Annotated in this window: 13 protein-coding genes and 1 pseudogene; 5 read left to right on the top strand and 9 right to left on the bottom strand. The window is 61.8% G+C overall.

Annotation, left to right across the window (positions count from 1 at the left end):
- Positions 1–55: 55 nt before the first annotated feature.
- Genes ACUY1T_RS09015 through ACUY1T_RS09005 form a run of 3 tightly spaced genes read left to right on the top strand, consistent with a single transcriptional unit; the run spans position 56 to position 3,254 of the window.
- Positions 56–727, top strand: coding sequence for a LuxR C-terminal-related transcriptional regulator (locus ACUY1T_RS09015; protein ID WP_446021998.1), 672 nt, complete (start codon positions 56–58; stop codon positions 725–727).
- A gap of 51 nt (positions 728–778) precedes the next feature.
- On the top strand, positions 779–2,131 hold the full coding sequence (locus ACUY1T_RS09010) for a sigma-54 interaction domain-containing protein (RefSeq protein WP_446021996.1): 1,353 nt from the start codon (positions 779–781) through the stop codon (positions 2,129–2,131).
- A 43-nt stretch (positions 2,132–2,174) separates the two neighbouring features.
- On the top strand, positions 2,175–3,254 hold the full coding sequence (locus tag ACUY1T_RS09005) for a transporter (RefSeq protein ID WP_446021995.1): 1,080 nt from the start codon (positions 2,175–2,177) through the stop codon (positions 3,252–3,254).
- A gap of 56 nt (positions 3,255–3,310) precedes the next feature.
- Here ACUY1T_RS09005 and ACUY1T_RS09000 read toward each other — a convergent pair whose 3' ends face one another.
- From ACUY1T_RS09000 to ACUY1T_RS08960, 9 genes and pseudogenes are all read right to left on the bottom strand, one after another.
- On the bottom strand, positions 3,311–3,952 hold the full coding sequence (locus ACUY1T_RS09000; protein WP_446021993.1) for a hypothetical protein: 642 nt from the start codon (positions 3,950–3,952) through the stop codon (positions 3,311–3,313).
- Positions 3,949–4,662: a C39 family peptidase gene (locus ACUY1T_RS08995; protein ID WP_446021991.1), complete on the bottom strand. Its 714-nt coding sequence runs from the start codon at positions 4,660–4,662 to the stop codon at positions 3,949–3,951. The genes ACUY1T_RS09000 and ACUY1T_RS08995 overlap by 4 nt, the downstream gene beginning before the upstream one ends.
- 23 nt (positions 4,663–4,685) lie before the next feature.
- Complete coding sequence (locus ACUY1T_RS08990; protein ID WP_446021989.1) at positions 4,686–5,054, bottom strand: hypothetical protein; 369 nt, start codon at positions 5,052–5,054, stop codon at positions 4,686–4,688.
- A 91-nt stretch (positions 5,055–5,145) separates the two neighbouring features.
- The gene (locus ACUY1T_RS08985) at positions 5,146–6,333 is read right to left on the bottom strand and encodes a hypothetical protein (protein WP_446021987.1); all 1,188 of its coding nucleotides are present in this window, start codon (positions 6,331–6,333) and stop codon (positions 5,146–5,148) included.
- Positions 6,334–6,787: 454 nt separating this feature from the next.
- Positions 6,788–8,026 carry an AAA family ATPase gene (locus ACUY1T_RS08980; protein WP_446021985.1) on the bottom strand — a complete coding sequence of 413 codons (1,239 nt, stop codon included), beginning with the start codon at positions 8,024–8,026 and terminating at the stop codon, positions 6,788–6,790.
- 28 nt (positions 8,027–8,054) lie between these two features.
- A complete protein-coding gene (hemL, locus tag ACUY1T_RS08975) occupies positions 8,055–9,344 on the bottom strand; it encodes a glutamate-1-semialdehyde 2,1-aminomutase (protein WP_446022441.1) in 1,290 nt (429 codons plus the stop codon).
- Between the two features lie 189 nt (positions 9,345–9,533).
- A pseudogene (thiD, locus tag ACUY1T_RS08970) lies at positions 9,534–10,310 on the bottom strand (bifunctional hydroxymethylpyrimidine kinase/phosphomethylpyrimidine kinase); the annotation flags it as partial.
- 20 nt (positions 10,311–10,330) lie between these two features.
- Positions 10,331–10,762 carry a protoporphyrinogen oxidase HemJ gene (gene hemJ / locus ACUY1T_RS08965; protein ID WP_446021983.1) on the bottom strand — a complete coding sequence of 144 codons (432 nt, stop codon included), beginning with the start codon at positions 10,760–10,762 and terminating at the stop codon, positions 10,331–10,333.
- Positions 10,763–10,823: 61 nt separating this feature from the next.
- Positions 10,824–12,581 carry a chloride channel protein gene (locus ACUY1T_RS08960; protein ID WP_446021981.1) on the bottom strand — a complete coding sequence of 586 codons (1,758 nt, stop codon included), beginning with the start codon at positions 12,579–12,581 and terminating at the stop codon, positions 10,824–10,826.
- A 142-nt stretch (positions 12,582–12,723) separates the two neighbouring features.
- On the opposite strand from ACUY1T_RS08960, the gene argC reads away from it, so the two are divergent.
- Positions 12,724–13,758, top strand: a complete 1,035-nt coding sequence (gene argC, locus ACUY1T_RS08955) for an N-acetyl-gamma-glutamyl-phosphate reductase (protein ID WP_446021979.1) — start codon at positions 12,724–12,726, stop codon at positions 13,756–13,758.
- A 258-nt stretch (positions 13,759–14,016) separates the two neighbouring features.
- Entirely contained in the window at positions 14,017–14,370 is a 354-nt protein-coding gene (gene erpA, locus ACUY1T_RS08950) for an iron-sulfur cluster insertion protein ErpA (protein WP_446021977.1), read from the top strand.
- Positions 14,371–15,091: the final 721 nt, after the last annotated feature.

Below are 15,091 nucleotides of genomic sequence, written 5' to 3'. Positions count from 1 at the left end.
CTCATTGTTTACGTTTCTTTACATTCAGGAATGCGAATAAAAAGGGAGAGGAAACATGACAAGCATGGACTTCCAAATTTACCTGGTAACCGCTATCAACCCCCAGTCAAAGCTATTCATTGAACATCTGCAACAACAGTTGAACCATGAGGTCATCGCTTTCAACACCGAGGACATGCCTGCCTTGGACGAAGGTGAACTCGTTCTGGTGATTCTCGACCTGGATCACTTGAGTGAGGCGAACATGCAGCAGTGGCAGACCGCGGCAGATGGCAAGGAGCATATCAGCCTTGCTGCATTCAACGTGCGTGATGAAGGCCACGCCGTCGAGCTACTCTCTTCGCTCAATCTGCAAGGCATCTTCTACCGCAACGACAGCGTGGACCTGATTTGCAAGGGAATCGAGGCGCTTCGCAGTGGCAGCCTATGGATGTCGCGTACCTTGATGTCACGCATGATCCAACTCCTGCGTCGTCAACAGATGAATTCATACCGCCCGGCCTGTGGACTGACGCAGCGTGAGCTTGAAATCATCGGACTTCTCGGCACGGGGGCAACCAATTCGGAGATCGCCGAAAAATTGTTCGTCAGCGAACATACCGTAAAATCCCATCTCTACAACATATTCAGGAAAATCAAGGTACATAACCGGCTCCAGGCCATGAACTGGGCCAGGCGGAACCTGTTTAGCGTTCCCCCCAGCTACAAGAGAGAGGCGAGGCACTGACCCAAACGAGGAAAAGGGTAACGCCGGAGTGCACCCATAGGGATACCCGTCATGGAAACGCCCCTCAACGTACTGCTGTTGGATCCAATTTCTGGCCGTTCGACCAAGATGATGGCGGCACTAAACGAGCAAGGTTGCATTGTGACGCTTGTCGAGGATTGTCAGGCAGCTTGGCATGCCACGGAGAAGAAAGATTTCGATGCCGGCATCATTCAGCTCCTGGATGTGGAACCGCCTTTTCTGCTGGAGCTTGAAAAGCTCATTCTCGACAGCGGGTTCGAGTGGGTAGCCTTGGCCGGTCCCCGGCAAGTCAAGGATCCCAGTGTTCGGCCTGCTCTAGTCCGGATGTTTCACAGCGTTCATGTACAAGACGACTTGCCAAGCCTGTCCTGCCTGTTGTTCCACATCGCCAGGCAACATGCCATTGCTACCGTTGCCAACAAGAAGGCGATCCTGCATGTGTCCAACAAGAGCATGGTCAGCAGCACACCATGCATGCGCAGGGTCATTGAGCAGATTCACATCCTGGCTGGAGTCGATGCTCCCGTTTTCATCACCGGCGAATCGGGCACTGGTAAGGAACTGGCTGCCAGAGCCATCCATGAACTTTCTTCTCGCGCCCACGCCCCTTTCGTTGCGGTCAACTGCGGTGCCATCCCGCCCAATCTCATCCAATCCGAACTGTTCGGCTTCGAGAAGGGGGCTTTCACGGATGCGCATTGTCGTCGCATGGGCAAGATCGAGGCTGCTGCCGGGGGCACGCTGTTTCTGGATGAAATCAGCGAGCTACCCTACGACCTGCAGGCAACCTTCCTGCGCTTCATCGAGAGTCGCAGCATTTCCCGACTGGGGAGCCACAAGGAAACCAAGGTAGACGTACGCATCGTTGCCGCCACGAACCGGCATGTCCCGACGCTTGTGGAGGAGGGGCGTTTCAGACTGGACCTTTTCTATCGCTTGAACGTACTCGAGATCAGGCTACCGCCGCTGCGAGAGAGAAAGCAGGACATCGAGCCGCTCGTCGAGCTCTTCTTCGAACAGTTCAAGCAGTACAAACCCTCCGGCCTGGTGGGTTTCAGCCCCCAAGCCATGGCGCTCCTGCAGGGTCACGACTGGCCGGGAAACATCCGCGAACTGATGAACACGGTATGTCGCGCCATGCTCATGTCGAACCCTCCCTATATCGAGGCCGAGGACATTCCCCTCGGCAACCCAGACAAGCCGAACCAACCACCATCATTGGAGCAGATCCGTGAGCAAGCAGAACGCAACACCATCACTCGGGCACTGAAGCGAAACCGCCACAACATCGCACGTACATCGCGGGAGATGGGGGTCTCTCGCGTCACGCTGTATCGCCTGATGGACAAGTACGACATTCAGCGCATCGACGATCGACACTAATCACAACGGTTCCCCGGAACCAGGCCAATCAAGGGAAATAATCATGACTAGAATGCATGCCTTGCTGTTCCCCACTGCACTGGGCCTGGCCCTGTCCCATGCCGTGGTCGCCCAGGAAACCACGGCCCCGGGCGGCATCACGTCACCCGTGGGGCAGGCCCCTGTCGAGGCCCCTCCCCAACAGCCTGAAGTCCAGGCCATCGCCGACATCGGCGGGGTGTTGACGCCTCGCGGTCGCCTGGTGATCGAGCCCTCGCTGCAATATTCCCATTCAGGGGTCAACCGCCTGACCTTTCGCGGCATCGAGATACTCAGCACCCTGCTGATCGGGGTCTTCAGCGCCGAGGAAGCCGAGCGGGATATCTGGACCGCCTCTCTCACCGGCCGCCTGGGCGTCACCGACCGGCTCGAGATGGAGCTCAAGGTGCCCTACGTCTATCGCGACGACACCCTGCGGGCCACCGTGCCCACGGTAGGAGATGACAGCTTCGACATCGATCGCGATCTGTCGGGCAATGGCCTGGGGGATATCGAAGTCACCGCACGCTACCAGCTCAACCGCGGACAGAACGGCTGGCCCTTCTTCGTCGGCAACCTGCGCTACAAGAGCGTCACCGGAGATGGCCCCTTCGATATCGCCCGCGACTCCGACGGTATCGAGCAGGAGCTGGCCACCGGCTCCGGCTTTCATGCCATCGAGCCCAGCATTACCGCGCTCTTGCCCTCCGACCCGGCGGTCTTCTTCGCCAACCTCGGCTATCTCTACAACATGAGCGACGACGTCAACCAGCAGATCACCGAGGATCTCTGGATCGGCGAGGTCGATCCCGGCGATGCGGTGCGGCTCAGCTTCGGCATGGCCTACGCCATCAACCCCCGGGCCTCCTTCACCCTGGGCTTCAAGAACGATTTCATCGGCAAGACCAAGACCGAGTACTTCGGCGATAATGGCAGAGCGACACAGAGTTCCCGTACGCTGAATATCGGTTCGCTGCTGCTGGGCTGGTCCTACCAGCTCAATCCGGATGTCTCGGTCAACCTCGGCCTCGAACTCGGCGTCACCGACGATGCCCCCAATACCGTACTGACGCTGCGAGTGCCGTTCGGTACCAATGCATTCTGAGGCAGGAGCGAGGATCGGTGCATCTCACCGATCCTCTGCTGGAGAGCCCTTCTCGCTTAACGCGCCAGGGACTCCAGGATGGTGTGGCGTTGCTGCGCCGCACGCAGCGCAGGCAGGTTGTTCACCTGCACGCCGATATTGAGCTGTTGCTGAATGTCTCGCTCCGAGGCATCGCTGACCACGCTGCCGAGGATGGCGTTCTTGGTCACCGTGTGGAACACCGAGGTGAAACCCTTGCTGTCGTTCACTACCAGGCCGGCAAAGTCCTTCATCCCGGCCAGGTTGATGCCGTCTGGCGTCAGTTCCACGATGGTGTGGTCGCTCCCCTTCCCTACCCGACTGACGACCTGGCCATCGATGAGGTCGTGCTGGGTGATCGTCTGGGAAACGACATCCGCCCCCGCCCGATTGATGACGAAAACGGTGTCCATCCGCACATTGTCGATCAGGGTCTGCAGTGTGGCCCCGAAGCTCATATCGATCCCTGCGATCTCAAAGCCCCCCCTCAACGCCTCCAGCTCCGCCTCCTCGAGTGGCTCCAGGTAGGCAAAATCGGAGGCCTGCAGCGAGGCGCTGGCCATCCATAGCGACACCATGCACATCCGGCAGAGTGTCGACCCGGTGCAGCGCCGCTTGGCAGTGTCTCGCTGGCGACCGATAGCCAGTTGCTCGGTGGTCCGGCATGCGCTCATGCTCATCGCCCCAGTTCGTTGATCGCCGGCAGTTGCAGCAGCATCGAGGCCACATCGGCACGGTCGATTCCGCTGCCGATAGGAGCCGATGGCCGAATCTGCCAGTCGCGCTCATGGTTGAAGTTGGCCTTGGCAATGTCCGTCTCGGCGCGTGCGCCCAGTACCAGGCCACTCCAGATCGATTCGAAATGCTCCCTGGGCACCGCCACGGTGCCCACGGCAGGGTCGCCAACCAGCACGTTGCCCGAATCCATTCCCTTGATCACCACGAAGTGCCGATAGCCCCCGGTGTTGATCAAAGTGATGGCAGGAACGCCGATGCGCTCAAGATCGTCGAGCCCTACCCGGAAACCGTCCGAATTCAGCCCCTGGGCGTCGAGGTAGCGCTTCATGTCGAGCATGGAGAAGCCTTGCTCCTTGATCTGCTCCACCTCACCGTTATGAATCATTGCCTCGAAGACCTCGGCCTCCGTGGTGGGTCGGCCGTAATGATGGGTCAGCAGTGTCGCCACCGCCGCCGCCCCGCAGCTGTAGTCGTACTGCTGTGCGACGACGCCGTCCCAGCGCATCTCGTGATGGCTCCTGGCAGGGACCGTCACGGAGCCGAAGCCACCGTTGAGCGCAATCGCTACCGTTCCCGCCTGCAGCGGAAAAGCCGATACGCCCATCACGACACAGGCCAACGATACGCCCAGCCACCGCATGGTACTGGCCATTCTTCACCCCCATCGTTTTCGCCCTACTGCGGCGCATAAATGCTGATGCTGACCCCCGTCGAGACCGCATTGGCATGTCCAGTCATGAGGTTCATCAGGGTAATGCCGGAGATCCTGTCCATGGCGTTGGCTTCGATCGTGATATTGCCCGACACGATCGTGTCGGCGGTAAACGAGGCCCCCTTGGCCACGGCTTCCATGTTCTGGATACTTTGCACGTTGACCAGATCGCGGAATCCTTCCCTTCCGGTAACGCTTTCCAATTCACTTACCTCGATGCGATGTAATGCATCGAACTCCGTCGTCGTCTCGTCCCCTGCCATCAACAGCGGGCTGGCAAGGCTCAAGCCGACCGCCAGCGCAGTACATACTGCTCGACCGATACGCTTCATGGCACCGCTCCCTCTTCCACTGCTTCGTCGATGGGCCAAGGAAGGGTCGGTAGCCTCGCTACCGACCCTCACGCTTAGCGCAAGCCAGTCATCAGTTGCCGATGTTGACGTTGCTATGCGCCGCCACGTTGGTACCTGCCAGCTGCGAGTTGTAGATGCCAGTGGAGAGGTTCATGTTGGCAATGCCGCCGAAGGTACCGGCGCCTGCCGCCATGGAAGCCCCACCGGTGACGAGCGAGGCATTGCCGCCGTTGCCACCGTTGCCGCCATTGCCACCGTTGCCGGCATAGGCATGGGCTTCGCCACCGGTACCGGTGCCGCCACCGCCACCGCCGCCGTTGCCGGTAGAGCTGCCGCCGGCACCTGCCATGGCATCACCTCCCGCGCCGCCTGCACCGCCGGTGCCAGTACCTGAGCCGGTACCTGTGCCGGTGCCGCTTCCGGCTCCGCCAGTACCACCAGCGACACTGGGCGAGGCAGTGGCATCGCCGCCGCTGCTGCCGCCTGCCGACGAGCTGTTGCCGCCTCCTGCATCGTCTTCAGCCCAGGTACCGGTACCTGCAATACCGCCATAGGAGCTGCTGCCGGCACCGCCGCTACCGTTGTTGGCGTCGGCATCTCCGCCCTGGCCAGCCCCAACGCCCAGCCCCAGGCCGATACCGGCACCATCCCCGCCATCGGCGCCATCGCCACCGACTGCCACGGAGCGTCCACCGGCACCGCCGGTGCCATCGCCGCCGGCGCCACCGACCCCCACACCGGCGCTCACACCCAAGGCATCGCCACCGCTGCTGCCGGAACCGCCAGCCGCCCCGTCACCGGCGGTAATGTTGATGCGCGAACCGGTTACCGTGGAGCGCAGGTCCTGGATCGCCACCACGCTGGTGCTGGTGTTGTAGGACTCGCTCATGGCCCAGGCATCGCCGCCGGCCCCGGCGGCACCACCGGCGCCACCCATGCCACCGGCCCCGCCGTCCCCGGCACCGCTGGTCGCGTTGCTGTTGGCAGAGATCTCGGCCTCACTCCCGGCATCGGCACCATCATCCATCTCGCTGGCATTGTTCCAGGCGCCGGAACCGGAGGAGCTGTTGCTGCTGCCACCGCTGCCACCATTGCCGCCATAGCTGCTACCGCCACTGCCACCAACGGCCACCGCAGCAGAGTTCACTTGCTGATCCACGTTTTCGGCCGCACCGGAACTTGGGTTGGCGTGCGCATTCGAAACGGCCAGCGCCAGCGCCAACAGCGATGACCCTGCAATGACATAATGCTTTTTCATGACTCTTCTCCCTATCATGCATGATGAGTGCTTCCAAAACATGACCAGTCAGCTCACCCTTTTCGCCCGGACTCTTCCCAGGAATTTTCCTCCTGATCCCTTTTTCTTTTCCTGACGTAAAGCTATGGCTAACGGTCCGTTAACATATGGCACTATTTATGCCATGAGAGAGAAGTTCTCATAATAATCAGCCACTTAATTGTTAATAAAGTGTAAACGAAAGTTACTATTTGCGCGCAAAGGGGCGGGAACAAGGAAGGAAGGTATCGCCATATTGACAGTAGCAATGGAGCAAAAAGCTTCGTACCGAATAAGCCCTTTTTACTCATTGGCTTACGGTATATACATTCAAGTATCGGGTTCTTTACACTAAAGAAACTGGGCAGCCTGGCAATTATCTGGAAGCCAGAGTTGCCGCTTCATGGCCATCGCCAACCGCAACATGAGCGTTTTTTCAGCCAGCAAACACCCGCTGCTGGATCAGCATTGCCAGCGTGTCAGTGGCGTTGTCAGCAACGGTATCGAGGTGCAGCAGATGAGGACGCTCATCGTCACTGAAGCCTTCGAACAGCAACTGTTGCCGGTTGAGCACGTCGAGGCTCGTTGCCGGATCGGCTCCCTGCCGCTTGGCGCGCTTGACGATACGCGCTCGCAAGGTTTCGTCGTCGGCCTCGAAGCTGACGAGGAGCACTGGCAGGCCGCGTGCCTCGCCCTGCTGGCACAATAGCTTGCGCTGGCCGCGTGTCAGGCAGGTCGCGTCGATACAGGTGGGAATGCCGGCGTTGAGCAGAAGCCCAGCCAGGCTGGCCAGGCGATGGTAGGTACGCTCGGTGGTCTTCGAACTGAAGATATCCACAGACGGTTCTTGTACCACCCCCTGTGGAGAAATACCGAAGAGACGCCGCCGCTCGGCATCCGAGCACAGCCTCACGGCACCCAACCGTTCGACGATCTCGGCCATGAAGCGGCTCTTGCCGCTGCCGGACACGCCGACGCCGATGATCAGTGGGGGGAAGCGGAAATTCGCGGCCCGTTCGGCCAGGTCGAGATAGCGCCGGCACTCGGTCATGATCTCGGCGACACGAAACGCCGGTTCACGACCCGACTCCCAGCGCTGCAGCGCACGACGGGCACCCGCGAGCGAACGGCATACCGCAAACACCGAGATGAGACGCGTCAGGGAGTAATCGCCCGACAACCGCAGGTAGCGATCCAGCGCGTAATGGGCCAATCGCGTCTCGTCGCGCACGTACAGGCCCACCAGCAGCGATACCAGGTCGAAGCCCGGGTCCAGGCAGCGCTTGGCCAGCGGATCCGAGGCTTCAAGATCAAGCGCATTGGCCATGATGAGGCGCTGTCGATCACACAACGCCATGACCTGACGACCGACGACCCAGCTCGGGCGCGGTTCGCCACGTTCGAGGAACCACGGCTCGAGTCGCACCAGTTCTTGATCCAGCCATTCCCGCAGGCCATGCAGACGATGCCGATCCTCTTCCCCCGTCAGGCGGGCATCGAGCACGCTCACCTCATCCTCTACCAGCGAACGGGTCGCCGCCAGGCAGCAGGAAGAGGCCACATAAGGGAGGTCGTCGACGAAGGCACGATGGGACGCCACCAGCGAATCGATCAGTTCATCCAGGCTGAGGGCAGTGGATGGAGACATGGTGCAAGTCGCTGAAGTGGCGTCCATGTTCACTCCTCGTGGCAGTTGAGTCTCGTCAAGGCTGGCGCACCAGGGCGAAGGCCTTCTCGGCGGCATCCAGCGTCCATTGAATGTCTTCGGGGGTGTGGGCGCTGGACATGAAGCCCGCCTCGTACGCCGAAGGTGCCAGGTAGACACCTTCGTCGAGCATGGCCGCAAAGAAGCGGCGGAAGGCATCGGCATCGCAGGCCGTGGCCTGGGCGAAGTTGTCGACCCGGGACTGCCCGGTGAAGAACAGCCCGAACATGCCACCGGCACGCTGGGTGATCATGTCGACACCAGCGGCATCGGCGCGTTCCTGCAGTCCGTGGCATAGCGTCTCCACGCGCTGCGCCAGGGCATCATGGAAGCCGGGCTCACGCAGCTTGGTGAGCAAGGCAATACCCGCCGCCATGGCCAGCGGATTGCCCGAGAGCGTCCCCGCCTGATAGACAGGCCCCAACGGCGAGATATTCTCCATGATCGCGCGTTTGCCACCGAAGGCCCCCACCGGCATGCCACCGCCGACGATCTTGCCCAGGCAGGTCAAGTCGGGTTCGATGCCGTAGTGAGCCTGGGCCCCCCCCATGGCAACACGAAAACCGGTCATCACTTCATCAAAGATCAGCACACTACCGTACTCGGTGCAAACCTGGCGCAGAGTCTCGAGGAAGCCGGGCTGCGGTGGAATGCAGTTCATGTTGCCAGCGACCGGCTCGACGATGATGCAGGCGATCTCGCTGCCGATTTCCTCGAAGCAGGCCTCCACCGCATCGATGTCGTTGTAGGACAGGGTGATGGTGTGCTCGGCCAGGGAGGCGGGAACGCCAGGTGAGCTGGGCTCACCATGGGTCAGTGCGCCGGAACCGGCCTTGACCAGCAGCGAATCGGAGTGGCCGTGATAGTTGCCCTCGAACTTGACGATCTTGTCGCGCCCGGTGAAGCCTCGCGCTAGGCGAATGGCGGACATGGTGGCCTCGGTGCCCGAGTTGACCATGCGCACCAGTTCGATCGACGGGATCATTTCGCAGATCAGGTCGGCCATGGTGGTCTCGATCGCCGTCGGCGTACCGAACGAGAGCCCGTGGTCGAGCCGGCTGCGCACTGCGCCAAGCACGTCCGGATCGGCATGACCGGTGATCATCGGCCCCCAGGAGCCGACATAGTCGACGTAGCGATTGCCTTCCACGTCGAACAGATAGGCACCCTGGGCCCGCTCGATGAACACCGGGGGCCGGTGAAGCCCCTTGAAGGCACGCACGGGGGAGTTGACGCCGCCGGGGATATGGCGACAAGCCTGTTCGAAGAGCGTTGCGGAAGTGGTCATGTAAGCCTCATTGCTGTCATGAGAAGGATTTGGCCCCGTCATGGGAGGTGCCAGGCTCACGCTGCCCGGTCTGTGGATAACTTCTTGGATAACCTTGGAATCACCGGTGAAGATACGGTGATCTTCGCTCATGCAACGGGCCTGGGTCACGCCCTGCGTCGAATCGCGCTGGGTATCCGGAAAAGCCGTACGGCGTGGCAGCGCCTGCCCACTGCCCGGCTGCCAGGCATTGTCCAGAGCCTGCCAGGTAAAGCGCTGAGCCTGTTCACAGGCAGAGCGCAGCGACTCACCGGCGGCAAGTCGCGCTGCCAGCGCGGCGGCCAGGGTACAACCCGAGCCGTGGAAGCTGCCTGCCAGCCGCGGCCAACGCCAGGCGAAGCGTCCTTCGTCATCGTACAGCACCAGCTCGACCTCGTCGGTGGGCACGCCGGCCTCGGGGTCGTCACTTCCGGTCACCAGCACGGCGCGACAACCGAGCGACAGCAAGCGCTGGGCACGCGCCTGGTCATCCTGGGCCTGCGGCCCAGCAAGGCGCGACAGCTCGAGACGATTGGGCGTCAGGATATCCACAAGGGGAAGCAGTCGCGCACGAAAGGCATCGACCAAAGTGGCTGTGGATAACTCCTTTCCCCCCCCGGCCTTGAGCACCGGATCGACCACTACCGGCAGCTCTGGATGCGCCTTGACGATTTCCACTACGGCATCGAGCGTCTCGGGGCTGGCCAACAGCCCGACCTTGATCGCCGCCGGGCGAAGTGACACGAGTCGCGCCGCCATCTCGCGGATCAGGTTCGCGGGCACCGGCACCACCCGCTGCACATCGTGGCAGTCCTGCACCGTCAGCGCCGTCGGCACCGTCAGGGCCCAACCACCACAGGCAGAGATCGCCTCGCCGTCGGCGGTGAGGCCCGCCCCACCCGTGGGGTCGTGACCGGCCAATACCAATACCACTGGTGGATTCTGCATCGTTCCTGGCGGTGACATGATCAGAAAGGCTTGAGCACGGCCAGGATCACGATGGCGAGCAGCGCGATCACCGGCAATTCGTTGAACCAGCGGAAGAACACGTGGCTGCGCTGGCAACGGCCCGCGGCGAACTGCTTGAGGTAGACCAGGCAGACGTGGTGGTAGGCTACCAGCAGCAACACCAGCAGCAGCTTGACGTGCATCCACCCCATGCCGAGCCAATGGGGCATGAGGTAGAGCAGCCAGCCCCCGAACACGATCACCGCAATCATCGACGGGGTCATGATGCCACGATAGAGCTTGCGCTCCATCACACTGAAGGTGTCGATGGCCTGCTGCTCCCCGCGGTCGCGCGCCATGGCATGGTAGACATACAGGCGCGGCAGGTAGAACAGCGCGGCAAACCAGGTCACGACGGCCACGATGTGCAGGGCCTTGATCCAGAGGTACATGCTTTCTCCCGAGAGGGTGGTGACGGCACGGTCGTGGCAACGACCGAGCAGTAAAGCGAGCTCACTTTAGCGAATAGTAACGTTCGATCGCACCGCGAGTGATGATACCGGAAATCCGTTTGTGCTTCGGACGCTGCCCGTACTCCACGTATAGGGCGTCGACGGCCTGGTCGTTGAGCTGCTCGAAGGCTTCCGACAGGGTCGCCTGCAAGTGAATCGGGGCCATCTCCAGGCGCAGCCCCGGCACCTCGAGCAGGTCGATCAGTGCCTCCTCGGTGGTGATCTCCTCCAGTTCCTGCTCATCGATCAGAGCGCGGGCCAAGTCGGCCGCCTTCAGCGCCAGGGTCGGCTTGTCGCCGGTGGAGCGAAGGATCAGGATCCAGGCCGGCTTGGCATCGAGCAACGCACGGGCCTGGTCGCGGGTCACCATGCGCGGCGTGGTCACGAAGCTGCGCTCCATCACCGCCGGCACCGAGACCCGCGAGAGCGCCTGCATCAGCGGCTGCTGCAGCGGATGCAGGCCATGTCGGGTCACGCTGATGAAGAAGCCATCGCAGCGACACAGCTGGCGGGCCGTCAGCCCCGAGACCACCACCGCCAGCATGCCCGGAAGGATGATATTGGGGTTATGGGTCAGCTCCAGCAGTGCCATCAGTGCGGCCAGCGGTGCCTGCAATACGGCCCCCATCATCGCTGCCATACCGAGCATGGCGTAGAAACCGGGTTCCGTGCCCATCTGGGGAAATAGCCAGGCCCCTATCAGGTCGGCCAAGGCGCCGGCCGCCGCCCCGACCACCAGCACCGGGCCAATGATGCCGATGGGAATTTTGCTTGCCACGGTAATGGCCGTCAGCAACAGCTTGGCCACCACCAGCGCCAGCAGCACGTCGACGGTCAGGTTGCCAGCCAGCGAAGCATCCAGGCTGTCGTAGCCGATGCCCTGAACGTCGGGATACCACCACGCCACCGCTGCCGTGGCCAGGGCCACCAGGGTCAGGCGCAGCACGACCGGCAGACCGGCGATACGCTCGCTTCGCGCCACGTGAATGAAGAGCCCGGCCAGCAGGCCGATGAACAGTGCCGTGACCACGATCCAGGGCAGGTTGGCCAGCGAACCGAGGCTGACGCTGGGCACCTGGAACGCCGGCTCGGAACCGTAGATCAGCATGGCCACCAGGGCGCCCATGGTAGAGGCCAGGATCACCGGCATGAAGCCGGCGATGGTGTACTCCATCATCACCACTTCCATGGCGAAGATGACCCCGGCGATCGGCGTATTGAACGAGGCCGAGATACCCGCCGCCGTGCCACAGGCCACCAGTACCCGCAGGCTGTTGTGCGGCAGGCGCAGCCGTTGGCCCAGACCGCTGGCCGCGGCCGCACCGAGATGGATCGCCGGCCCCTCGCGGCCGGCGGACAACCCGCCAAGCACCGTCGTGACACCCACCCACCATTGATTGATCCAGTTGCGCAGGGGGAAACGCCCTTGATGGTAAGTGAGGCGTTCGATGACGTGTCCAACACCCAGCTTGCGTGCCGCCGCCGGCTGGCGCCAGAGGAAGATGCCGATCAGCACCACGGCGACGAGCGGCAGACTTGCGCGCACCTCTGGCGGCAACCCCTCGAAGGCCTCGTGGTTGCCATCGGGCATGAACAGTACGCCTCCCAGTTCGAGCAATAGCCGGAAGGCGACCATTACGGCACCGGTCACGAGCCCGGAGATGACCCCCAGTACGCAAAGCTGGGGCAGGGCATCGACGCTGGCCAGCTTGCGACGAAAACCTTCCAGGCTGAAAGTGGGAAACGAGAGGCGCGGCACGGCTTGATTCCTGTGCAAACGGTTCCGGGAATACGATGTCACGGCGGTTGAGTCGCCGCCCCTTCTCTTGTGTATCATATCCTGACAGGACGGTCCCGTTGGCGACCGCCCCAAGCCAGGCTAACTTCGAAGGAGTCGCGTTGTGATCAAGGTCGGAATCGTCGGCGGCACCGGTTATACCGGCGTCGAGCTGCTCAGGCTGCTGGCCCAGCACCCAGAGGTCGAGGTCGACGCGATCACCTCGCGCTCCGAGGCCGGCATGCGCGTGTGCGACATGTACCCCAACCTGCGCGGCCACTACGACGACCTGGCCTTCAGCGAACCCGACCCGCACCGCCTGGGCGCCTGCGACGCGGTGTTCTTCGCCACTCCGCACGGTGTCGCCCACGCCCTGGCCGGTGAGCTGCTCGCCCAGGGCACCCGGGTGATCGATCTCTCTGCTGACTTCCGCCTGCGCGACGCCGAGGTGTGGTCGGAGTGGTACGGCCAGCCGCACGGCGCACCGGAGCTGCTCGAAGAAGCCGTCTACGGCCTGCCCGAGATGCACCGCGAGCGCATTCGCCAGGCACGCCTGATCGCCGTGCCCGGCTGCTATCCCACGGCGGTGCAACTGGGGCTGCTGCCGCTGCTCGAGGCCGGGCTGATCGATGCCGGGCACCTCATTGCCGACTGCAAGTCCGGCGTGACCGGCGCTGGCCGCGGTGCCAAGGTGCCTTCGCTGCTGGCCGAGGCCAGTGAATCGATGAAAGCCTACGGTGCCTCCGGCCACCGCCATTTGCCCGAAATCAGCCAAGGCCTGTGCGATGCCGCGGGGGGGCCGGTTGGCCTGACCTTCGTGCCGCATCTGACGCCGATGATCCGGGGCATCCATGCCACGCTCTACGGGCACCTGACCGCCGAGCCGGGCGATCTGCAGGCGCTCTTCGAGTCGCGCTACGCAAGCGAACCCTTCGTCGACGTGATGCCCGCGGGCAGCCACCCCGAGACGCGCAGCGTCAAGGGCGCCAACGTCTGCCGCCTGGCAGTGCATCGTCCCGCGGGTGGCGACACGGTGGTGGTGCTGTCGGTGATCGACAATCTGGTCAAGGGCGCCTCGGGCCAGGCAGTGCAGAATCTCAACCTGATGTTCGGCTTCGCCGAGAACGCCGGGCTTGACGCTCCCGCCCTGATGCCCTGAGACCTGGACCCTGAGGCAAAGGATCCCCATCCCCGGTAATAGTTGACCCTTTTACTGGGGATTAGGGATAATCCCCTGTTACCCATTCATTCAGCTCAAGGAAATGCTGAACAAATCGGCGAACGAGATGAAACGCAAGGCGCACGGAGCGCAAGAACCGGAACCTATGGGGTTATAGGTGAGGATTTTGAGCACCGCGCAACACAGCGATTCCCTCGTGCAGCCATTTGAGCGGCGTTTCCTCAGGGGAGGATGCCCATGAGCGGCGCTGAAACCTTCATGCCCACTCCCATGATGCTCTCCGACGCGGCCAGGAAGCGGCTGCAGGCACTCATCAAGGAAGAGGGCAACCCCGAACTCAAGCTTCGCGTCTACGTGACGGGGGGCGGCTGTTCGGGTTTCCAGTACGGCTTCGACTTTGCCGACTCGGCCAGCGAGGACGACACCCTCATCGAGTTCGGCGAGGTGGCACTGGTCGTCGACGAACTCTCCTACCAGTACCTCGTCGGTTCCACGGTCGACTACGAGGAAGGCTTGGCCGGAGCACGCTTCCTGGTCCAGAACCCCAATGCCACCACCACCTGTGGCTGCGGCGCCTCCTTCATGGTGTGATTTTCCTGTAAACACCGCCACGACAGCACAGAATCCGCCCGACTTGACGCTCTTCCCCGTGGACTCGCCATGGTTTAAAGGCGTAACGCCACAACAATTCACCATGGGGAAACGTATGAAACGACAAGTGAAGACGGCCACCCTGGTTTCAGGCATTGCCATTACGCTCGGCCTTGCTGGCGGCACCGGACATACTCTTCGATTCCCCACGTCATGAACGCACCCAAAGCTTCCTGTCGAGGGTGCTCAAGCACTGAAAAGCCGGCTGTATTCCCTTTGAAAGACCCTGTCGCCGCTAGCCAGGGTCTTTTTTTTTGCTTGTGGATAAAATTTATCCCGTAGGAGGCGCTTTGCTGCTCTAGCCTGCATGGTTGGCGCATGCAGCATGATTGCGGGTGGCTGTTCACAGTCGCGGTAACAAGCCCGGTAGCCGGCGGTGGAAAAGAGGTGTAGCGTTCGGGCTGTGGAAAAGCGCAGCTTTCATCCACAGGCTCGACACCGGCCACCCTCAGCTCGTCACCCTCTTCTCACCGTAGAAGTCAACAATGCAACTCATTGTTTCATAATGGATATGATCGGTTATCCACGTTTTTTGTCCACACCAGTAGTCACTACCACTACAGAACTTCTCTCTTTTAATCATTCTGTTTTGTTTAGTGACTGGTGAATTCTCGGGTGTCGAACACACTCGGTGTGGAAAACCCTGACGGTTACCCACAGT

It is taken from the genome of Billgrantia sp. Q4P2 (assembly GCF_052806135.1).
Note: the sequence above shows the minus strand (reverse complement) of the source record. Positions and strands in the feature narration are given on the sequence as shown.